This is a genomic window from Ancylobacter vacuolatus (genome assembly GCF_030813595.1).
GTDB lineage: Bacteria > Pseudomonadota > Alphaproteobacteria > Rhizobiales > Xanthobacteraceae > Ancylobacter > Ancylobacter vacuolatus.
Genome location: NZ_JAUSUH010000007.1, coordinates 78398 through 99160, shown reverse-complemented (window position 1 = coordinate 99160; position 20763 = coordinate 78398). Strand labels below are relative to the sequence as shown.

The 20763-nt window shown below is 65.7% G+C and carries 18 protein-coding genes and 1 pseudogene; 4 read left to right on the top strand and 15 right to left on the bottom strand.

The annotated features are described in order from the left end of the window. Positions 1–39: 39 nt before the first annotated feature. The 4 genes from J2S76_RS15690 to J2S76_RS15675 form a co-directional block, all read right to left on the bottom strand. On the bottom strand, positions 40–1326 hold the full coding sequence (locus tag J2S76_RS15690; RefSeq protein WP_307061772.1) for a TRAP transporter large permease: 1287 nt from the start codon (positions 1324–1326) through the stop codon (positions 40–42). Further along, positions 1323–1793 (bottom strand): TRAP transporter small permease, encoded by a 471-nt coding sequence (locus J2S76_RS15685; RefSeq protein ID WP_307061770.1) that lies wholly within the window; start codon positions 1791–1793, stop codon positions 1323–1325. Before J2S76_RS15685 ends, J2S76_RS15690 begins: the two co-directional genes overlap by 4 nt. A 50-nt stretch (positions 1794–1843) precedes the next feature. Beyond that, positions 1844–2878 (bottom strand): TRAP transporter substrate-binding protein, encoded by a 1035-nt coding sequence (locus J2S76_RS15680; protein WP_307061768.1) that lies wholly within the window; start codon positions 2876–2878, stop codon positions 1844–1846. A 68-nt stretch (positions 2879–2946) separates the two neighbouring features. Then, positions 2947–3615 carry an RraA family protein gene (locus J2S76_RS15675; RefSeq protein WP_307061766.1) on the bottom strand — a complete coding sequence of 223 codons (669 nt, stop codon included), beginning with the start codon at positions 3613–3615 and terminating at the stop codon, positions 2947–2949. A 104-nt stretch (positions 3616–3719) separates the two neighbouring features. Between J2S76_RS15675 and J2S76_RS15670 the strand changes: the two genes are divergently transcribed. After that, on the top strand, positions 3720–4733 hold the full coding sequence (locus J2S76_RS15670) for a LacI family DNA-binding transcriptional regulator (RefSeq protein WP_307061764.1): 1014 nt from the start codon (positions 3720–3722) through the stop codon (positions 4731–4733). Positions 4734–4968: 235 nt separating this feature from the next. Here J2S76_RS15670 and J2S76_RS15665 read toward each other — a convergent pair whose 3' ends face one another. The 6 genes from J2S76_RS15665 to J2S76_RS15640 form a co-directional block, all read right to left on the bottom strand. After that, positions 4969–5679, bottom strand: coding sequence for a BID domain-containing T4SS effector (locus tag J2S76_RS15665; RefSeq protein ID WP_307061762.1), 711 nt, complete (start codon positions 5677–5679; stop codon positions 4969–4971). Between the two features lie 212 nt (positions 5680–5891). Further along, positions 5892–6923 (bottom strand): nucleotidyltransferase family protein, encoded by a 1032-nt coding sequence (locus J2S76_RS15660; protein ID WP_307061761.1) that lies wholly within the window; start codon positions 6921–6923, stop codon positions 5892–5894. Then, entirely contained in the window at positions 6920–7828 is a 909-nt protein-coding gene (locus J2S76_RS15655) for a phosphoenolpyruvate carboxykinase (ATP) (protein ID WP_307061759.1), read from the bottom strand. The genes J2S76_RS15660 and J2S76_RS15655 overlap by 4 nt, the downstream gene beginning before the upstream one ends. Positions 7829–7902: 74 nt before the next feature. After that, positions 7903–8313, bottom strand: a complete 411-nt coding sequence (locus J2S76_RS15650; protein WP_307061758.1) for a lasso peptide biosynthesis B2 protein — start codon at positions 8311–8313, stop codon at positions 7903–7905. After that, on the bottom strand, positions 8310–8594 hold the full coding sequence (locus tag J2S76_RS15645) for a PqqD family protein (RefSeq protein WP_307061757.1): 285 nt from the start codon (positions 8592–8594) through the stop codon (positions 8310–8312). Before J2S76_RS15645 ends, J2S76_RS15650 begins: the two co-directional genes overlap by 4 nt. Positions 8595–9207: 613 nt before the next feature. Further along, positions 9208–9603, bottom strand: a complete 396-nt coding sequence (locus J2S76_RS15640; RefSeq protein WP_307061756.1) for a hypothetical protein — start codon at positions 9601–9603, stop codon at positions 9208–9210. A gap of 95 nt (positions 9604–9698) precedes the next feature. Between J2S76_RS15640 and J2S76_RS15635 the strand changes: the two genes are divergently transcribed. Then, positions 9699–10766, top strand: a complete 1068-nt coding sequence (locus J2S76_RS15635; protein WP_307061754.1) for a DUF6065 family protein — start codon at positions 9699–9701, stop codon at positions 10764–10766. Positions 10767–10784: 18 nt separating this feature from the next. Further along, a pseudogene (locus J2S76_RS15630) lies at positions 10785–10955 on the top strand (IS3 family transposase); the annotation flags it as partial. A 416-nt stretch (positions 10956–11371) separates the two neighbouring features. Here the strand turns inward: J2S76_RS15630 and J2S76_RS15625 are convergent. The 4 genes from J2S76_RS15625 to J2S76_RS15610 form a co-directional block, all read right to left on the bottom strand. After that, positions 11372–14938, bottom strand: coding sequence for a TonB-dependent receptor domain-containing protein (locus J2S76_RS15625; RefSeq protein ID WP_307061752.1), 3567 nt, complete (start codon positions 14936–14938; stop codon positions 11372–11374). 122 nt (positions 14939–15060) lie between these two features. Next, a complete protein-coding gene (locus J2S76_RS15620; RefSeq protein WP_307061750.1) occupies positions 15061–15996 on the bottom strand; it encodes a FecR family protein in 936 nt (311 codons plus the stop codon). 65 nt (positions 15997–16061) lie between these two features. Next, positions 16062–16592, bottom strand: a complete 531-nt coding sequence (locus J2S76_RS15615) for an RNA polymerase sigma factor (protein ID WP_307061748.1) — start codon at positions 16590–16592, stop codon at positions 16062–16064. 394 nt (positions 16593–16986) lie between these two features. Continuing rightward, positions 16987–17883, bottom strand: coding sequence for a MurR/RpiR family transcriptional regulator (locus J2S76_RS15610; RefSeq protein ID WP_307061746.1), 897 nt, complete (start codon positions 17881–17883; stop codon positions 16987–16989). Positions 17884–18054: 171 nt separating this feature from the next. Between J2S76_RS15610 and J2S76_RS15605 the strand changes: the two genes are divergently transcribed. Then, a complete protein-coding gene (locus J2S76_RS15605; protein WP_307062001.1) occupies positions 18055–19347 on the top strand; it encodes a type I glutamate--ammonia ligase in 1293 nt (430 codons plus the stop codon). Between the two features lie 38 nt (positions 19348–19385). Here J2S76_RS15605 and J2S76_RS15600 read toward each other — a convergent pair whose 3' ends face one another. Further along, on the bottom strand, positions 19386–20720 hold the full coding sequence (locus tag J2S76_RS15600; RefSeq protein WP_307061743.1) for an aspartate aminotransferase family protein: 1335 nt from the start codon (positions 20718–20720) through the stop codon (positions 19386–19388). Between the last annotated feature and the right edge of the window lie 43 nt (positions 20721–20763).

Here is a 20763-nt window from a genome sequence, read left to right as displayed (position 1 = left end):
GCGCGGTCCTCGCCGCGCGGCCGTCATGTGTGCGAAGTTTCAGTTGTGAAGACCGGCCAGACGCGGCAGCCACAGCGACAGCGCCGGCACATAGGTGATGAGGAGCAGCGCCACGATCTTGATGCCGTAGAATGGCAGCAGTGCCCTTGAGATTGCCATCATCGGGCGCCCGGCCACCGAGGAGATCACGAACAGGTTCGTGCCGACCGGGGGCGTGTTGAGCCCGATCATCAGATTGACGATCACCACGATGGCGAAGTGGATCGGGTCAATGCCGAACTGCACGGCCGTCGGCTGCAGGATAGGTACGAAGATCAGGATCGCCGGCACCGTGTCGACGAAAGCCCCGACAATCAGCAGGAAGACGTTGACCAGGAGCAGGAAGACAAAGGGGTTGTCGGTGAGCGACTGGAACAGGTCGCGGGCCGCGTTCGGCACGTTCTCCATCGCCAGATACCAGGCGAAGAGATTGGAGGTTGCGACGATGATCATGATCGTCGCCGTGGTCATCGCGCTCTCGCGGAAGACCTCGATGAGCTTGGTGAGCCCCACTGTGCGATAAGCCACCGCGCAGAGCAGGATGGCGTAGCCGCACAGGATTCCCGCCGCTTCCGTGGCGGTGAACATGCCCCCGCGCACGCCGCCGACGATGAGAAGCGGGGCCGCCAGCACCGGCAGCGCGGTAATGGTGGCCTTCACATAGACCCTGAAACCCGTCTGCGCCGGCACGATGAGCGCGTCTTTGCGGCGGGCGAAGGCGACATACCCCATCAACAGCAGAGCGATGAGGACCGCCGGCAGGATGCCGGCAAAGAACATGGCGCCGATGGAGAGCTTGGTGGGGATCGCATAGATCACCATGATCAGGCTCGGCGGCAGGATGGGCGCCATGATCGCCCCGGAGATGGTGAGCGCGGCGGCAAAGTCGGCGGTGTAGCCGCGCTCCTTCATTGCCGGGATCATCACCGCGCCGATGGCGGCTGAATCCGCTGTGGCAGACCCCGATACGCCCGCCATCATCAGGTTGGCTAGCACGTTCACCTGAGCCAGGCCGCCGCGGATGCGGCCGACCATCACGTCGGCGAAAGCGATGAGCCGCTGGATGACGCCACCCGCCACCAGGATGTTCCCGCCAAGGATGAACAGCGGCAACGCCAGCAGTGCATAGGCGTTCATGCCGGAGAACATCCGCTGGGCGGCAATGCTCGGGGTTGAAATGCCCGCCAAAGTTAGCCCCGCGACGGCGAGGAGCCCGATGCTGAAGGCGATCGGCACGCCGACCGCCAGCATCACCACGAGAAGCACGATCAGGATCACCGCCGTCATCGGTTGCGTTCCACGGTCAGCAGCAGGTGGATTCTGGCGAGGAGCGCCAGGAATGAGAGCAGGCAGGCGATGGGAATGACGAGGTAGAACATCCCCATCGGCAAACGCATGGCCGGCGAGGGCTGCGTCCATGAATTGCGGGCCAGTTCGAGGCCGCCATAGCCGATGTAGGCGACGAAACCGGCAGCGGCGAGCAGGCCCGCGGCCTGAAGAAGGCGGACTAAGGGTCCGCCTCCCTCGCGAGGAAGAACATCCAGCCGAATATGCATGTCCTCTCCGATCGCCCGGTACATGCCGAGGAAGGAAAGACATACGAGCAGGAGCTGCGACAGTTCCTCCGGCCAGGGGAATGCGGCGTGGAAGAAATACCGCGCCACCACCTGAAGAATTATCGAGAAGACGATCACCGCGAGAGACCCGATGATGATCGCATCGACGAATTTATGAAGGATCTCTGCTCGGTTCACCGAAGCCCCCTCTACGTCCGTAATGGAGCGACACTGTTCGCTCCGCCGCTTTACTTGACGTCGGAGGCCCGCGCCGCACGGATTTTCTCGATCTCGGCGTAGACCGCCTTCACGAAGGCCGGATCAAGCTCCTTGTTCAGGTAGGCCTGCATCGGGCCCTTCACGGCGTCGCGGAAGGTGGCCGATTCCGCCGGGGTCGGGAAATAGACCTCCATGCCCTTCTTGCGTAGGGCATCGACCGTCACGACGCGGGACTGGTAGTTGCGCTCGCCATACTCCGTTGCGGCGGCCATCTGCGCGCCCACGGCGACGACCTCGCGAAGCTCCGGAGAGAGCCTCTGGAAGAACGGCTCACTGATGATGATGCTGTTCAGCCCGAGCTGGTGATTGTCGACGGTGAGGTACTTCTGAACCTGATAAAAGGAGTAGTCATAGATGACACCCAACGGGTTCTCCTGCCCGTCGACCACGCCGGTCTGTAGCGCGCCATAGAGCTCCGCCCACGGAATCGGCGTCGGAGAGCCGCCCATCGCCTCGACCATCGCCAGCGACATCGGGCTCGGCGGCACGCGCATGCGGATGCCCTTCATGTCCGCCGCCGACTTGATGGGGCGCACATTGTTGGTGAAGTCGCGGAAGCCGTAGGAGGCCGCCGCGAGCAGACGCAGGCCGGACTTGGCGGCCATCTCGTCATTGGTCTTCTTGAACAGGTCGCTGGTGAGGAAGGCCCGGGCCTCCTCGTCATCGGCGAAGAGATAGGGCGTCGCCAAGATCATCATCGGCTTATAAAATGCGTCGAGCGTCTGCTCGTCGCCCTGCGCGATCTGGATCGCCCCGGCCTTGGCCTGCTCCAGCCCGTCAGTGATGGAGCCGAGCTGGCCGGCCGGCGAGATGACGACATCGATCTTGCCGCCGCTCGCGCCTTCCACATAGGCCTTGAAGACGAGATATCCCTTGTGCAGTGGGCTTTCCGGGGCCTCCGAGTGGGAGGCCCGGATGGTGTAGTCGGCCGCCATGGCGATGGCCGGCACGATGAGGCCGGCCGCCATGACGGCGACAGTGAAGATCTTCAATCCGTTTCTCATGCTTTTCCCCTGGACGTTCTATGTTTTGATTGGATGAGACAGATCGGAGAGCTGGGGATCAGGCCAGCTCAGAGCACGCCATACTTGGCGTAGACGTCCGCGAGCAGCAGGCCGTTCTCCAGCTCCTGGCGAGTCTTGTTCTCGCTGGTGACCTTCCGCATCGCCGCCTCGACGACCCGGACACTGACCTCCTTCGGCACGACGACCACGCCGTCGACATCGCCGAACACCAGATCACCCGGCTTGACGCTGACGCCCCCGCACTGGATCGGCAGGTCATAGGCCATCATCTTGCCGCGGCCGCGCGAATCCAGCGGGCCAATGCCGCCGTGGAACACCGGGAAGCCGAGCGAGCGGATGTGGCGGACATCGCGCACCAGCCCGTCGGTCACGCAGCCGACCGCGCCGCGCTTCATCGAGGCGGTGGTAAGCAGCTCGCCCCAGGGGGCAATGCGCTGCGTCGGGCCGGCGCAGCCGAGCACCGCAACGTCATTCGGCTTGAGGTCGTCGATCAGCGCGATCTCGATCTCGTAGGGGTTCTCACCCTCGCGCACCGAATAGGTGTTCATGAACAGGCCAGTGCGGGCATAGCCAACCAGCTTCTTGCCTTCGTCCAGAGGGCGGACGAACGGGGCCATCGCCTGATTGGGCAGGCCGAAATCGTCGAGCACATCGCTGAGGACGGCCGTATACAGAGTGGTCTTGATTGCGTCGAGGTCGAGAACGTCGTTGGGCAAGGAAACCTCCTGAGTGCCTTTGTTAAACGTTTAACAGACGATATGAGCGTTTCCGTATGGCGTCAATGGCCTTATTAGACACAACTTCCGCGAGGGATGGTCGAATGGCAAAAGTGAACCTGCACACCGTCGCAGCCCATGCCGGCGTCTCAACCGCGACGGTGTCCAAAGTGGTCAACGGCGTGCGCCAAGGCATCTCGGCGGAAACCGTGATGCGCGTGCAGGAAGCCGTGCGGATGCTGGGTTACAGACCCAACCGGACGGCGCGCGAACTGCGCACGCTGCAGCGGTCGATCATCGGCATGACCATTGTCGATCCCTCGCCGATGTTCCTCGCCGACCCTTTCACCACCCATGTGGCGGCCGGTCTGTCGAACCGGCTGAGCGAAAAGGGATTCGGGCTTCTCGTCCACGGGGTAAAACCCAAACAGATCAACGATTCCTTCCTGGTCCGGGAGACGGTCGTCGATGCGATCTGCCTGATGCTGTCGGGCTCGGCGGCCAGCCGCCGGAGCACCATCCAACTCTTCGCCGATCTCGGCCAGCCGATACTCGTCTTCCAGGACAAGCCGTCGATCGAAGCGGCGGATGTCTGCTACGTGAACCAGGACGACGCGGGCGGCGCGGACGCACTGGCGCGCCATGTGCTGCGGCGCAATCCCGCCTCGACGCTGATCGTCATTCCGAAGATCTTCTGGCCCGCCATCGAGGCGCGGCTCGACGCCATATGGCAGTGTTTCAAGCAAGCCGGGCGTCCGGCCCGCATCCTGCGCTGCGACGAGAACAACCGTGAGGCGATCGCCCAGGCCATCACCGACAATATCGACCGCCACGGCCTGCCCGAGGCCGTCATGGGCAGCAACGACCGAATCGCCGCCATCGCGCTGCGGCTGCTGACCGCACAGGGCGTGAAGGTGCCGGAGCAGGTGGCAGTCACGGGATTCAACGCCTTCGAGCCCTACAGCCAAGACCGCGTGACCTTGACCTCGGCGCGCTCGCCCGCTTTCGAGCTCGGCCAACTCGGCGCCGAGCTGCTGCTGGCCAGGCTGCGCGCAGGGGCGTTCGAGCGGCTGGAATACACGCTGCCCGTCTCCCTCGTCGAGGGCACCAGCGCGTGACGTGCGGCCGGGCTCGCAAGCGCGCGAACGCTGGCCCCTCGGACAAGCACTTCGCCTATGGCCGAAAGATGTCGGAGGAGACACGGACGGACCCGCCTGAAGCGGCGCAGCTCGATACGTTCTGTCGAAATGGATCGACGCGGCGCGGTCGGCCGGCGGAAAGGATCTCGCTTCGCCGAAGCAGCGCGAGTGGATCGCGAAGTTTGTGAGGAAGAGGGCCAAGCGAATTGCTGCCCTACCGTGTGATAACTGGCCCTGCCTCTCGGCCCCGCGTCTGCCGGCGCGCATGCTGTTGGTGCATATCGCGCAGCATGGCCGCATGACGGTAGGTATCGGGCACGTGCCCGGGCTCGCGTAGATCGTCCGCGCTGAGGCGCCGGCGACCGGCCTCCACGATCCTCACCAGCTCGTCAGCGAGCGTTCGATCATGCTGCAAAGCCTCGATCGCCTTGCCGACCGGCTGGGTGAGCACAGCCGCCAACTCCCGCGAGGGCGCTGGAATCGCGGTCGCGAGCCGTATTTGTTCGTCGCGGTGAGCGTGCTGGATTTCTGACCTCTCATAGGCGAGGGCATCGCCATATTTCTTGACGGCGAGCGCAAGGTCGACGACGGCGCCCCTGGCTTCGCGCCGCTCGTCATCCTCCTTGCGCCAGAAGGTGGCGGCGCGGCCCGGCAGGCGCCCGAGGGCTTCAGGCGCGTTCTCGATGGGCCTGGCGAGCGCTCGCGCCGTGTCGGCAGAATTGTCGGCCGCCGCGATGGTGTCGAGCGTCGCCTGTATTGCCATCCGGTTCCGATACGCAATCTCGCTCAAGCCCTCTGCCGCAACCCGTGCAGCTTGAGCGCGGGGCGCTTCTTGCGCCCGACGCGCAATCTCGACCTCGGCGAGATCCGTCAACTTTTCCGGTGCCATGAGGGACGGGGCGATGTTGTATGACGGCTCGATCACGTCGGTCCTCTCTCGATCCTCCGTCGCGGCTACATGCTCGGCGTGATGCCGCGTGTCTGGCCGCGCTGCAGCCGCTCCTGCTCATGCTGAAGGTTATGGCCGACGCTGTTCGTCGCGACCATCATAGGAAGTGCTCAGCGTGCCGACGCCGGGTGCAGGCGCCTAATCGTATAGGCAGGTCACAACTTGCAGATACCCAGCGGCGCACGCCGTCATCCTGAAGCCGGTCGTGCCCCGGGTCCACCGCCTTGCCGCCGGAGCGCCGGCCGCAGATGCTGAAGCCCGCGAACCAGTGTCCGGCGAATGCGGGAGGCGACACCGTGCAGGGGGGCGTCGAGGATGGCGGACTCGGACAGGAGGCGGGCCGCAACCGCGCGGGCGCTGGAAGGCGGCAGCAGGGTGGCGATTGCCGTAGTCTGCGCGTCGCCATAAAGACGCCCGGCAAGATCCAGCGCAAAGCCGGCCTCCAGCGCCCAGCCCTGTCTTGCCGCCGTCTGCACAAAGGCGTGCGAGGCTTCCCGGCCCATCGCCCGTGACGCCTGCAGAACGTCCACGATCAGGCGAAGCGCATGAAATTTGTGGCCGGCCGCCGCGTGGGCCACGGCCACCATGAGCCGGCCGGCCGGTGCCTGCGCGCCGCCGAAAGCGGCGAGATCGTCCAGAGAGAGGGAAACGGTCCGGCGCAGGAGCGGGTAATGCACCAGGTTCAGGTGAACCTCGACCAGCACGTTCGGTGCCTGGCGCGCGGTCCATTTGAATTCGCCATAGGCGGCCGAATGGTCGATGGTCTTGCGTGGAACGGGGGCGAAGTCCATCGCTTCCAGCGTGGCATTTACCGCCGGCCTGTCCGACGGATCGATCAGAATATCGATGTCCGTGAAGGGGCGGTCCGAGGCGTGCGGGTAGAGCGAGGCGAAAGCGGCGCCTTTAACGATGGAGAATCGCACCCGTGCTTGCGATAGGCCCGCCTCGATGCGCGAGGCATGGTAGGCGAGCAGCATGCTGTGCGCCGTCTGAAGCTCCAGTTCCCGGTGCGCCTCGTCAAGCGCGACGGCCGTCTCCCGCCCCCGCAGGACCTCAAGGCGGCGCCACACGACCGGCAGGACGAGATGCTGCCGCGCCGCCGCCAGCAGTTCCGGCACCGCAGCCGCGGGAAGGCTTGAGAGATCCGGCCCGCTGCCCACGGGATCGGCGAGTGCGATCAGCCGGTGGGCGTAGGCGGGTGACAGCAGGGCGCGGCTCATGCCTGATCTACCCCCCTCATAAGGGCTTCGCCCGCGTCGGCGAGTTGGTCGCCAATCTGCAGCTCATAGGTCGGCGCGTGCCCAACCGCCCGGCTGATGGCCTCGAATCGCCGCAGCTGGTGCTCCGGCACGCCCGCCACCCCTCGATTGAGATTGTCGACCGCGAAACCGGCGAGAAAGACGTCGCGGCCCATTGGCACGCAGCGCGTGGTGCCGGCCCGCCGCGCGCCCAGCCAGACGAGCGCTTCCAGCGGAAGAACGAGGCCGGGCGGGGCTATCCTGAGACCGCTGATGCGCGCGGGATCCAGCGGCTGCTCCCCGGCAACGTCCCAGTCCCCGAGAAGCCCGGCGGCGAGCGCCGGAAGCAGAGCGGCCGTCGCCCGGTGCACCTTGGGGCGGCGGGGGAGACCCCAGACGGCCACGCGCCCGGCGCCCGGACACAGCACCGCGCCATCGTCGGACATCAGGCCGAACCCCTGCTGGGCGAGAGCAAGCGACGTCGTGGTCTTGCCCGCCCCGCTCGGCGCCGCCAGCAGAATGGCTCCGGCCCCGCCGGGCCGCGCAAGAGCGGCGGCATGGACGAGCTGCTGTCCCATGCTGTCCAGCGCGGCCGACACCATGAAGACGCCGGCCTGGCCCGTCAGCAGGGTCTCGCTGCCGGGGGCGACAATCGCCCGTCCGGTGCCGCCCATGCGATCGGCCTCGATGCGCAGCTCGCGCCCGCACAGCAGGACGAGCGCATCCGCGGTCTGAAACAGGCTGAAACGCGGGCCGGATTCCATCTGCCCCTCGTGCAGCACACGGCCTTCCATCCCGGTGAGGTCCGGCCGGCCCCGTTCAAGGCGCCATGGCTGCGGCGAGGGCCCGGCGGTGTCGCGTTCGAGACCGTTGAGAAGGGCGCGCAAGGGCGGCAGCAGGGAGGCATGGGAGCATTCCACCACCCAGCTATCCCCGCCAAGGGCAAAGCAGAGCCTGTGCATCAGTCGGCGTCCGACAAGGAATGAATGAACACGGTCGTCATTCCCGGCTCGGGAGGGTTGAGGACCACCTCGCCCTTCACCAGAATCCAGCAATGCACTAGGCCTTCTCGGCCCTTGAGGCCCGCCGCGTCGACGCCGAAATGCAGCGCGGGCCGGTGACCGGCACTGTGGAGGGCGCGGAAGGCCAGAAGTCCCTGCCGCAGACAGCGCCGGTTCCGCATCATCCAGGGGCGGCGCGTCGCCACGACCACGGCGGCGACGATATCCGTCGCCGACAGGCCCCGCGCATCAACGTTGCGGAGCGGGCGGTCCGCAAAGCGCAGCAGGCCGGCAAAGTCGCGCCCCAGGATCCGAAGCGGCAGAAGACGCGCCTCCCACCACAGCCGTCGACGCAGCGCCGCGCCTGTCATGACGCGGCGGGGGTTATTTCCACGATGCCTGCTGCCAGAAGCTGTTCGGTCATGGCGAACAGGTCCCGCTCCAGGACATCGCGCTCCACATGGAAGTCTTCGAGGAGGAGAGAGGTGATGTCCGCCAGCGTGCGCTCCCCATCCATGGCGGAGAGCAGCGCCTGCGCCGTGGCATTCGCCGAGTAAAGCTGGCCACTGTCGATGCGCAGAACCACGGCGCTGTCGCCGAGCGGCTGGAAGCTGGCGAGCGGGGAAACCCGGAGCACATAGTCCGACCTCAATTCGTCCTCCCTGCCTGCGTGTGGCGACACGATTTGCTCTCTCCCATGCCACGCTCGGCTCCCGCGCGCCAGACGGTGCGTGGCGTTGGCAAGCGAATGCGCGCGCGCCGCCGCACCCGCCGGCGGGCGCAGGCCGGCATCTTCTTGTCGCACAGGCGGAAAGAACGGCCGTGTCCGCGCTGCCACACCGGGACACCGATTCTTCGCTGGCCGCAGCTTCCTCTGGAGAGCGTTGACACCTTACCAGAGTAATGACATCTGGATGAATGTTGCGATTTAACTCGGAACATGGGGGTTGGGAATGAAGAAGCCATACGTGCCGCCAATGGTCACGCCGACTGTTCGGCTGAGCTCCGCGTCGGCTGCCGCGCCGGTTGTCCCGGTGTCCGGGGTGCCGTTTGTGCCGCCGTCCTGAGCGTCGGAGCGCGTGCGCTTCCGCGCCGCGCTTGGTCGTTTCCGCAATCACGTGCTCGTCTCCGGCCCGATAGGCGCTGGAGATGCCATCGTCCTGGTATGGCGCGCGCGGCGCCGCGCGCCACTGGTGTGTGACGTTTGCAAGCGAATGCGGGCCCGCCGCCGCACCCGTCGGCGGGCGCAGGCTCGAATGCGTTGTTCACACAGACCGATAGCGCTGCTGAGCCCGCGCCGGCGCCACCGGCACACCGCAGATCGCTGCCCGCAGCTTTCCCTTGGAGAGCGTTGACACCTTACCAGAGTAATGACATCTGAATGAATGTTGCGATTTATGTCGGAACATGGGGTTTGGAATGAAGAAGCCATACGTGCCGCCAATGGTCGCGCCGACCGTTCGGCTGAGCTCAGCGTCGGTTCCCGCGCCGGTTGTCCCGGTGTCCGGGGTGCCGTTTGTGCCGCCGTCGCCGCCTACGCCAATCCCGCCGCCGCCGCCTCCTACCCCGATCCCGCCGCCGGTGCCGCCACCGTCGCCGCCCCCATGAGCGTCGGAGCGCATGGGCTTACGCGCCGCGCGCAATGTGGTCTCGGCAGTCATGGGCTCGTCTCCGGCGTGATCGGCGCCGGGAACACACTGATCTTCCTATGGCGCGCACGGGCCCCCTGCGGGCGGCTTGAGTTGTGAACGCGGAAATGGCTGCGCTCCGCCTGGACTGCTATCCCCTGTTCAAGGATCCGCCTCTGATCGTGCCCGGAGCGTCCGAGCGCGAGTGGATGGACCAGACGCCGGATCGCTTCGCCTATCGCTGCACTCCGCTTTCCATCGCCAACGCCTCCGGGTGGGAGATCATCAACCCCGTCGGCCTTACCGTGACGTGGAATGGCAGCCCCGGACTGGACGCTATCGCGGTACGCGCCGACGACGGCAGCGTGCCGGCCTACGCCTCCTCACATTTCGGCTCCGGCATCCTCACCTTCCAGGCCGGCTATCTGTTCCGCACCGATCCGGACTGGGTGATCTGGTGCCGCGGAGCGCCCAACCGCATGAAGGCAGGGATCGTGCCGCTCGACGGCATCGTCGAGACCAACTGGGCGCCGTTCACCTTCACCATGAACTGGCGGTTTCTCGAGCCGGGAAGCGTACGCTTCGAGGCGGGCGAACCGTTCTGCTTCTTCAGCCTCTGGCCCAGCGTCGCGCTTGAATCCGTCACGCCGCGCCTGCGCGCCCTCGCGTCGGATCCCAAGCTGGAACGCGAATATACCAGCTGGCGGGATTCCCGTCTCGCCTTCAACCGGAAGCTGGCGGAGCACGACCCGGAGGCGCAGGCCCAGAAGTGGCAACGCTTTTACCTGAAGGGGCAGTCTACTACCGGACATCTCCGGGCCGCCGACGACCACCGGATCAAGCGTCGGCTCCACGCGCCCCAGAGCGAGACTCCCCTGGACGATCTGTGCCCGGTGGCGGCGAGCTATGTTCAAAGGGTGGAGGGCGGGAGCGCCACGTCGCAGGGGGGCGGCAGCGGCGTGGACGAGACATCGGTGTTCGTGGTCACTCCGGCGGTGACGGCCGGCGATGGGGCGCCCTCAATGAACGAGACGGCGCGCCTTGCGGTCGCGCGGATGGACGGCAGCCGCTCCATGGGCCACATCATCGATTGCCTGCTCGAAGAATTCGACGTGGAGCGTGAGAGGCTGGCAGCGGATATTCTGCGCCTCGCCGAAGACCTTCTCGCTCGCGGCGCGATTGCGCGCGTGCTCTGAGCCGTCTCTGGCGCGTTCAAGCGCGAACGCATCCGCCGCAAGGTCTACCGCACCCGCGACGAGGCACGCCGGGACGTGTTCGATTACATCGAGATGCCCTATAACTCCACCCGGAAGCACGCACGGAACGGGGTGCTGTCACCCATCGAGTTCGAACGGCAGCACAAGGCCAAAGCCGAGGGCCTCTAGAAAAATCTGGGCGGTTCAGTTCGGCGTTCAGCCGAGCGGCCATCTCTTTCAGCATGATGTCTCTGGCGGCGTCTATTATGGAGGTGATGACTGCGTCGTGAGCATAAAGCCGCGAACGGCGGGGCTTGCCCTGCCGCCGAGCCGTGCGATCACCGTTCTGGCGCGCCCGCGGGACCAACACTGCACGATCCCGAACCGCGCCGCCGCAGGCCGGCCGATGCTCCGGCCCCCACCGCTTCCACAATTCCGCGTCCGCAGATCATGGGTGGCAACGTCCTGAGTGAGATGAAAGACCTGCTTAAGCTCACGCGCAGGAGCATCTCTCGCAGCCAGCCGGAGAGGCCTACGAGCATCGCATGGCGCCGGGTCCCGTCGCCCCCCCCCCCCCCCCGCGCGACCAAGGTCGGTCATTCATGTCAAAACTTGTAGTTCAAGCCGATCTTGAGCATGTGCAGGTCGATCTCGTCCGTGGCGCTGCGTCCGTTGGTAATGGTGGAACTGCCGGGGTGATACGTCGTCGTGTAGACGGGGACTTCCCTCGGCAGGCAGAATTCGCCGCCGCGTCGCTCGCACAGACGCGGGCTCGGTGGCACGATCGTCGTGCCGGTCTGCGCCTGGGTCGTATAGTTCTGCCCGACCCCGGCGCGCGCGTTCGCGAAGGTGACGGTCTGGGAGGCCAGGCGGGTAAAGCTGTAATCGGCCTTCACCGACCAGCGGTCGCTGAGGGCGAACTCCGCGCCGCCGCCCACCGTCCAGCCGGTACGATCGATCCGCACGCTCTCGATCGAGGTCATCTTGGTCGAGGTGCCGAAGGAATCCGAACCCCAGGCTTCGTCCGCAGCATATTGGTCGCGGGTCGTCTTCTCCCGAGCGAAGGCGGCGCCGCCGGTCGCGTACAGGAACAGCCCGTCCTCGAAGGCATAGCCGATACGGCCGCGCAGGCTGGCCATCTGGTCGATGGCGTAATGCGTCTCGGCCTGAAGCGCACCGGTGGCGGCAAGGGAACCCTCCGTCGCCACGGCCTTCTGGGAGCCGGTGAGAGAGGTGTTGCTGAAGTCGGCTTCCATGCCGAAGACCCAACGGTTCGCCAGCTGGTAGTTGAAGCCGCCCTGAACGCCCCAGAGATAGTTGTCCCGCAGGCCGAGATTGGCGGATTCGGTCGAGGCAATGTCGTTCTGCGTGCCGTTCAGCGTCGTCGTTGTGCCATCCACATGGGCGAGCACCCCACCCGCGTGGAAGCCGGCATAAAGTCCGGTCCAATCCACGCCGTTCCCGCTGCCTCGGAGCGGCGGCATGAGCGTGGGCATCGGCTGGTTGCCGCCGAAGGTGCCGGTCAGGCCTGCATAGAAGGTGCGTCCCGGACCGGGCTGGTTCACCAGGCTTAGCGGATCGACATAATATTCGTCCGTCAGATTCTCGACGCGAATGCTCGCCTTGAGGTTCTCGTTGATCTTGTACTCGGCGTAAACATCAACAAGGAAATAGGGGTCCCAGTTGATCTGGCTGATGAACTGAGCGGCGCCTTGCGCCGTCACCTGACCGTGGCCGATGGCGCGCGGGCCGATATAGGACACCTGGCCGCCCACCGTGAGCGCATCGTCCAGGAATTTCTGCGACAGGGTGAGGTTCAGCATGTATTCAGGCGGAATCTGGTTGGTAGCGTAGTCGCCATACAACGTTTTGCTGTCGCAATTGTAGGACGTACGGCAATATTCGATATCGAGATAGTAATTCGCGCCAAAGGCGGCGGTAAATCCCGCATTCTCGTAGCGGGCGGAGAATTCGAGGCCTGAGAACCTGGCCCGGTCGATATTATAGACCTGCATGCCGTACCACTCATAGCCATCCCCTTGGAAGGGACGGAACTCCCGGACCACATAGTCCTTCACGTCCCAGTTGAAATAGCTGAACTTCAACATGGCCTGGTCATTGGCCGCGAACAGACCGTCGCTGACATAGTTCACACCGACTTCCCAATTGCTGGAGCGTTCCGGCTTCAGGTCCGGATTGGGAATGATGGTGAAGGCCGATCCCGCTTCGAACAGGCTCGGGAAACGCAGGGCGTTCGAGTAGTTCACATAGAACTGCGTGCCGTCGACCGGTTCCACCGTCACCCCGACCGAGGGGCTGAAGCCGCCTTCGTCCCGCTCCGGCTCCGGATTGACGTAGAAGCTGTTGGCGTTGATCGACCGGTCGTCGGACCAGTAATGCGAATAGCGCAGGCCGCCATTGAGGGTCAGCCAGTCGAGCGGCTGGTAGGCGACCTTGCTGAAGATCGCCGCCTCTTCGCGCTGGGCGTCGCGCAAATTGAGCCAGCCATCAAGGGCCTGCGAATAGCCGCTCGGGCGCGTATCCTCGCTGATGTAGGAAACGCCGGTGACGAGGTCGAGCGATCCATATTGGTCAAGGGCGAACGCGGAAGTGTTCGTCGCGTCCGCGCCCCACATCACCGTGTCCGATCCGGTGCGGTAGCCGGCCGGCAGCCCCAGCGATTCCGGCGTGGGTATCGTCGCGCCCCGGCGAGGATTGCGCAGTTCGAGCCGCGTGGTCCAGAGGTTGGACTTGAGGTCGATGAGATCGTTCTCCTCCGGGTCCCAGCGATAGCGTAGCGTGCCGGTGTCGACCGACGTGCCGGCCGTCTGCTGCTGCTGCACGGGCTGGCCACGTTCACTGGTGAAGCGGGAGGCGAGCAGGTCGCCGGCCTCGGCGCGATAACCGGTATAACCGGCCTGCAGGGTGTGTCCGTCGCCGAACCGCACCGTCGACTTGGCGATCCAGGTTTCGGTTTCCAGCTGCGTGTTCAGCACTTCTTCGCCGGGACGGTAATTTGTGAGGCCGGCGTTCTCGACATAGTCGGGCCACGCCTGGCACCAGGAGCCCGAACACAGTTCGCGCGGTCCGCTATTGACCGGCCTTGCCCCGGAGCCGTGCGTGCCGGCGAAATAGTTTCCCTGATTGCGGTAGGCATAGGCGGCAAAGAGGTCGTAATTCTCCTCCTTCACACCGGCGGCGAAACTGGCGGAGCCGCTGCGCGGGTCGAACAGGCCGGGCCGGTCCATGCCTTCAGCGGAGGGCACGGCAACGGGAGGCGAAGTGGGGTTTCCTGGCCAGAGATAGCCGCCCTTCGCGCCGGCCTCGGGCTCGGCCGAGTTGGTGCCGAACTCGCCCTTGACGCGCACGCCCCAGGTCTCGCCCGGCTTGACGATGTCGCCCGCGTCGAGGGTGCGCATCGTCACGGTGCCGGCGATGCCACGAGAGGAAGCGTCCGATCCCTTGGTGATCTCGATGCCGGCCAGAAGATCGGGGTCGACATAGGTCCGGTTCGAGACGCCCTGATAGCCCTGATAGACCGTCACGCCGTTCTCGGCGCCGTCGATCGTGGTCGCGACGCGCCCGAAACCCTGCATGCCGCGAATGTTGACGTCGATCGCGCCGGCACCGTTGCGCGCCTCGCCCGACATCACGCCGGGTGTGCCGCGGAAGATATCGGCCGGGCTGCTGCCGCGAAACCGCTCGATGGTCTCCTGCGAGATATAGGCAACGGGCGCCGGCGTCTCGAAGGGCCTTTCGACGGGATTGCCACCTGTGGAGACCGTGACGACATCGAGCGCGATGACATCATCAGGGACCGGCTCGACGCCGATGCCTTGGCCGGGACGGCTGATCGTCACGGTCGACCCACTGATATTGTAGGTGAGTTCGGTTCCCTGTAGCAGGGCGTCAAGCGCCTGATGCGGCGCGTAAAGGCCGGCAACTCCCGATGTGCGCCGCCCGTTCAGGACCTCCGACGAGGCAAGGAACCTCGTGCCCGAGGCGCGCGCCCAGGCGGTCAGGGCCGCGCCGAGACTTCCCGCCGGTATGTTGTAGGAAACCTGCTGCTCCGCGAGCGCGGGCGGGGCGTAACCCGCTGTCGCCAGCGCCGTCGAGCCGATAAGGAGCGCAAGCCGCGCCCGTGCGAGAATGCCCCAGTCGCCGCGCCGCATCGTGGTTCCCCTTGCCTTGTGCGTTGCCCCCTCGTGGGGCCTCGATGGGGAAGACGCGGTTGGCGCTGAACCTGACAGCACGAAGCAAAAGATCGTAATTCTTCTAATTCGCGGTGGGGCGCTCAGTCAGTCCTCGGGAGGATCAAGGTGAGATAGGGAAGCCGCAAGACACGCACCGGAAGCGTCTGTTCAAGCGCGCCGAAAAAATCATCGACATCGCGGGTCGAGAACATCCCGGTGACAGGAAGCTGCTTCAGTCGTTCGTCCGTGAAGAAGATCGCGCCCCGTCTGTAGCGTCCCATCTCTGCGGCGACGGCGCCGAGCGGCCGCCCGTCGAACAGGATCTCGCCCCGGCGCCACGCCGTCACGTTCTCGATATCGACGATATGCGGGGGCCCGAGCCCGGTCGCGGGGGCGTAGTCGACGCCGTGCCCTTGGGTGACGTCGACCGGTTCCGCCGGTTTCAGTGACACGCGAACGGCGTGCTCGGTGACGCTGACCGCCGTCTGCGTGCCGTCCTGGCGTATGTTGAAGGCCGTGCCGAGCGCCTGAATCTCTCCCTCCCCGGCTTCGACGATGAAGGGGCGGGCGGGATCGGCGGCCACGGTAACGAAGATCTGGCCGTCGAGCAGCCGGATACGCCGTTGCGGCGCGGTGAAATCGACGTCGAAACGCGTGTCCGAATCCATCACCACCGACGAGCCATCGTCGAGCGCCACGGTGCGGATTTCACCCAGTCCCGTGGCCTGGTCCGCGAACCAGCCGGGGAACGAGCCAATGGCAAAGGCGCCCGCGCCGGCGAGGACAAGGCAGACAGCAAGCGCCCCGGCCGCCCGTCGCGCCGTTCGGCGCGGGGGCTTCAAGGCCGGCCCGAGTCGGCTCCACACATGTTCGGCCCGTGCGGCAGCCTCGGCATGGCTGGGATGCGCCATCTTCCAGTCATGGTAGTCCTGCCAGTCCTGCGCCGTCTCGCCACCTGAATGCAGGTGAACCAGCCAGGAAAGTGCCCGCTCCGTCAGCGGGTCGTTCTTGAGGGGCGCTTGTGCCCGGCGCGTCATAGGTCGCCATCCATGCCAATGAAGACGTGCGAGGGTTTCGGCATGACAGTGCGGCCGGTGCTTTTCTAGAAACCGGCTTCGCCGAGCCGCGCGATGCAATGGCCCAGCGCCCGCGAAATGTACTTGTTGACCATGCTCGGCGAGACACCGAGCCGGAGAGCGATCTGCGCATGGGTGAGACGCTCGACCCGGTTCAGAAGCAGCGCGGTTCGCGGCTTGGCGGGCAGTTCGTCAAGTGCCTCGCGCAGTGCCCGATACTCCTGGCGCGCCGAGAGATGCCGTTCGGCGGACGGCGCGCTGTCGGCGAGCTCATGCGGCGATACCGCCTCCAGGGCAACCAGCTGTCCCCGCCGACGCTGGCGACGCCCGAAGTCGAGAATGAGGTTGCTGGCAATCCGCCAGAGAAAGAAGCGGGGCGTCTCGGCCACCGTGTCCGCCCGCTGCACATGCGCGATATACCGTACAAACGCGTCCTGCACGAGATCGGACGCCGCTTCCCGATCGTGCAGCTTACGATAGGCGAACGTCGCCAACTCCCGGTGATACTCCCGGAACAGGCCATCCAGATCATCCGATGAGGTCGAGGCAGATCCCATGCCTCGCCTTAGCGTGGAGTCAAAAGTAATGCAAATTCAATAGTTTATATGATTTCTAGACTTGCCGATGGGACCCGCTACCGGGCGGAGCCCAAACGACCGCGTTTGGCGGATTCCATTGAAAAAGTGGGCGGAGCTGCAGGCATACAGTTCTTTATAGGTCGGCTTGCGTCGCTGGAGGCTTACGGCTTGAAGTGATGTGCCTTGGATCGGGAGTGGTGCCGGAGGGTCGAAAAGCTACGATCTTCTGCAATTGCGAGGTGCTGCCCCTTCTGTCTCATCTGCGCTCCAAAATGGCTGCAATGATCCAGGACTCCTCCACTCTGGCACACTCGATGCCGCCTGGACGGGCATCCACTCCATCGCGTCTCGCCGGGAAATCAACGAAATGGCGTCAAGAAGCCGAGCCCGCTTTGCCCGGACGGAAGGGAGCGGCGCTCTTGTCGCGCAGGCCGTCGCGCAGCTCATCCCAGGCCTCAAAGCGGGCGCGGGAGCTCTCCCATTCATCCTCGCTGATCTTCACCACCAGCGCCTCGATCAAGGCGAGTGAGCCGACCAGCGTGTCCCACGCCGTGCCGACGGCGATCGGTAGTGCGAAAATGCGCTGGGCGAACTGCGAGATTGGCGACAGCCACTGATCGGTCACCAGCACGATCTGGGGCCGCGCGGTGCGGGAGGCGGTCTCCGCGAAGCGCAGCAGGCTGGGCTGGTAGCGACGGAAATCCAACAGCACGACCACATCGCGCTTGGTCATCGTCTGGATATAGTCGGGCCACATCTCAGGGTCGGCGGGAATGTGGAACACGCCCTTCCTTACCAGCCGCAGGTTGATGGTGAGGAAGCGGGCGAGGGAATCGCTCACGCGCCCGCCCATCACATAGACCGAGCGTTTCGGGTCGGCGATCAGTTCGCACACCGCCTCGAAGACGTCTTCCGGTATGTCCGCCGCCGTCTGCTCCAGCCGGCTGCTGACCCGCTCGAAATAGGCCGGCAGAAAGCCCCGCCGGGCGCTGATGTCCTGCGTCGCCCGCAGGTCGATCGGCGAGCGGGCGCCCTCCTTCAGCTCATCGATCAGCCGACGCTGGAACTCCTGATAGCCGGCGCAGCCCAGCTTGGCGACGAAGCGCGTGATCGAGGGAGCGCTGACCTTGGCGCGCTCCGCCAGCTCCTGGATCGAGGCGAGGCCGCCGAACGGATAATCGGCCAGCACCGCCGCCGAGATCTTGCGCTCCGCCGCGGTCATTTCCTCGGAAATCGACAATATCTGCGCCTTGATCGTCATGGTCGGCATGCACCATTCGGCCGGATCGGCCAGGGGAGGCCGCAGCGGGACGTTCCAAGAGAATGAAAATTGACGATCATCGTCAACGATAATCTTATCATTTGACAATTCATTTTCACATACGAGATCATGCGCGCAATAAAGTCGAGGCCGAGGGGACTTCTGGTGCGCGATACGTTGATGATGGCCTGCGTGGCCGATTTTTCCGGCCGGCTGCGTGGCAAGGGCATTCCCACGGCCGGGCGCCACGAGCGCTTCGGCAAGGGGCTCGGCTGGACGCCGACCAACATCCAGATCACCTGTTTCGACAGCATCTCCGAGACCCCCTTCGGTTCGTTCGGCGATGTCGTGATGAAGCCCGACGCCGACACTGAGATCAATGTCGACCTCGGGCAGGGCCTGCCCCGCGAGCATCTGGTCCTCTCCGACATCCATCAGGGCGACGGCACGGTCTGGCCGTTCTGCATCCGCTCGGCCTGCAAGGCGGCGCTGGACGATCTGCGGGACGAGGCCGGGCTGACGCTGTTTTCCACCTTCGAGCATGAATTCATGTTCAAGGGCGAGGCGGATGCCGGGTTCGCCTATTCGCTGCGCGGCTTCCGCCGGCGCAAGGCGTTCGGCGAGTTGTTCGTTGACGCGCTGCGCCAGGCCGGGATGAAGCCGGATACGTTCCTGCGCGAATATGGCGACCAGCAATATGAGATCACCCTCGATCCAGAAGTCGGCATCCGCTCGGCCGATCAGGCGGTTGTGCTGCGCGAGCTTGCCCATGCCTGCGCAGAGGCCATGGGCGAGCAGGTGACCTTCACGCCGCTGCGTTCGCTGGATGGCATCGGCAACGGCGTGCACATTCACCTGTCGTTCCGCGACCTTGAGGGCGAGCCGGTCACCTATGATCCCACTTTGCCGGGAAACCTCAGCGCCAAGGCGGGCGCCTTCGTCGCGGGCATTCTGAAATATCTCAACGAGTTCGTGGCCATCGTGGCGCCCAGCGCCATCTCCTACCACCGGCTGACCCCGCATCGCTGGAGCGCCGCGTTCAACAATCTGGGCGACCGCGACCGCGAGGCCGCCGTGCGCATCTGCTCGCTGTCGGCACCGACGGAAGCAGGCAAGGCCAAGCAGTTCAACGTCGAGTTCCGCCCGACCGACGCGGCGGCCAGCCCCTATCTCGCCATCGCCGTTCTGGTGCGCGCCGGCCTGCAGGGCATCCGCGAGGGGCTGGTGGCGCCGGAGCCGACCCGAGAGGATCTGAGCCTGCTTTCGGTCGAGGCGCTGGCCGCGCGCGGCATCGCCCGCCTGCCCGCGAATCTCGGCGAGGCGCTCGACAATCTGGCCGCCAGCGACACCGTGCGCGGCTGGTTCCCGCCCGGCCTGATCGACGTCTATGTCGCCCACAAGCGCGGCGAACTCGCCGTGCTCGACGGGAAGACCGAGGAAGAGATCTTCGCCGCCTATGCCCACGCCTATTGAGGCGCGCGCGGCCCTGTACGCAGGGCCGCTTCAGCGTGCTACCACATCATGAACGGGGCCACGGCCGCGTCGCTGACCCGGCCGGCGGCAACGTCGGCGAGGGCCTGGTCTACGATCGCCACGCCCTCCCGCGCCTCCGCCTCCGTAAGCGTGAGGGGTGGGGTAAATTCCAGGACATTTCCCTTAAGCCCGACATAGGAAAACGCGGCGCCCAGCTCATAGCCGCGATAGATCACCTTCGCCGTGGTGGTCACGGGAACCGGTGCCCGCGTTGCCCGGTCCGCCACGAGGTCGATCCCCACCGCAAGGCCGCGGCCCCGGACCTCGCCAATGCACGCGTGGCGGTCGGCCAGCGCGCGCAGCCCATCGGCGAAAACCTGCCCGACCCGCGCCGCATGTTCCCACAGCCGCTCACGCAGGATGGTCTCTACCACCACGCGACCGGCCGCCGTGGCAACGGGGTTGCCGGCCGTGGTCTGCAGCGCGAAAGCCGGCGCGTGGTCCATGATGTCGCGCGGGCCCACGAGCGCGGAGAGCGGAAGCCCGCCGCCGAGCCCCTTGCCGAACACCACCATGTCCGGCACCACCTCTTCATGCTCGAAGCAGTGCAACAGGCCGGAGCGCCCGAGCCCGACCTTCACCTCGTCGACCACCAGCTTGATGCCGTGGCGCCGGCAGCGCGCCGCCAGCGCTTTCAGGAAGCCCGGCGGCGGCACGATCAGCCCGCCATCCGACATCAGCGGCTCGACGAACAGCGCGGCCACCTGGTCGGGCGGGCACGTCGTTTCGAACTGATAGTCCAGCAGGTCGAGAACCGCCTCCGCCGGGAAGCGCGGGCGGAACGGGTCGGGATAAGGCAGCAGCACCAGGCCCGGCCGGGGCAATGTGTGGGTCATGGCGGTATGGCCGCTCACGCCCATCGAGCCGCTCAGATTGCCGTGATAGGAGCCGATGAACGAGATGAACCGCGTCCGGCCCGTCGCCGCTTGCAGCACCCGGACGGCGCAATCATTGGCATCCGAGCCCGAATGGCCGAACCACACCTTGCGCCCACCTTCGCCCGGCGTGATGGCAAGCAACGTCTCGGCCAGCGAAACGGCATTATCGTTGGGATAGAGCAGCAGGCTGGCGCCGGCCATGTTGCTTGTGGCCTGTGCCACGGCCTCGACGATCGCCGGATGGCCATAGCCCAGCGCCGCCGGGCCGGCGGAGGCGGACAGGTCGAGAATCTCCCGGCCGCCTTCCTCGATCAGGCGGTTACCCCGCCCGCCGACGAGACTGAGCGGGGAGAATCGCAGCCGGGCGATCTCGGCGATCACCTCGGCGTCGCGCTGACGCAGGGAGCGGGCATTCGGGGCTGGCTCGGCCGTCATCGCCGCTCTCCGGGCTGGGGTTAACGTAGTCGGCGCGTCATCC

Coding starts and splice junctions, on each gene's coding strand:
- J2S76_RS15690 (WP_307061772.1), bottom strand. CDS start 1,326: ATGACGGCGGTGATCCTGATCGTGCTTCTCGTGGTGATGCTGGCGGTC.
- J2S76_RS15680 (WP_307061768.1), bottom strand. CDS start 2,878: ATGAGAAACGGATTGAAGATCTTCACTGTCGCCGTCATGGCGGCCGGC.
- J2S76_RS15670 (WP_307061764.1), top strand. CDS start 3,720: ATGGCAAAAGTGAACCTGCACACCGTCGCAGCCCATGCCGGCGTCTCA.
- J2S76_RS15660 (WP_307061761.1), bottom strand. CDS start 6,923: ATGAGCCGCGCCCTGCTGTCACCCGCCTACGCCCACCGGCTGATCGCA.
- J2S76_RS15650 (WP_307061758.1), bottom strand. CDS start 8,313: ATGACAGGCGCGGCGCTGCGTCGACGGCTGTGGTGGGAGGCGCGTCTT.
- J2S76_RS15640 (WP_307061756.1), bottom strand. CDS start 9,603: ATGACTGCCGAGACCACATTGCGCGCGGCGCGTAAGCCCATGCGCTCC.
- J2S76_RS15635 (WP_307061754.1), top strand. CDS start 9,699: ATGGCTGCGCTCCGCCTGGACTGCTATCCCCTGTTCAAGGATCCGCCT.
- J2S76_RS15625 (WP_307061752.1), bottom strand. CDS start 14,938: ATGCGGCGCGGCGACTGGGGCATTCTCGCACGGGCGCGGCTTGCGCTC.
- J2S76_RS15620 (WP_307061750.1), bottom strand. CDS start 15,996: ATGACGCGCCGGGCACAAGCGCCCCTCAAGAACGACCCGCTGACGGAG.
- J2S76_RS15615 (WP_307061748.1), bottom strand. CDS start 16,592: ATGGGATCTGCCTCGACCTCATCGGATGATCTGGATGGCCTGTTCCGG.
- J2S76_RS15610 (WP_307061746.1), bottom strand. CDS start 17,883: ATGCCGACCATGACGATCAAGGCGCAGATATTGTCGATTTCCGAGGAA.
- J2S76_RS15605 (WP_307062001.1), top strand. CDS start 18,055: ATGATGGCCTGCGTGGCCGATTTTTCCGGCCGGCTGCGTGGCAAGGGC.
- J2S76_RS15600 (WP_307061743.1), bottom strand. CDS start 20,720: ATGACGGCCGAGCCAGCCCCGAATGCCCGCTCCCTGCGTCAGCGCGAC.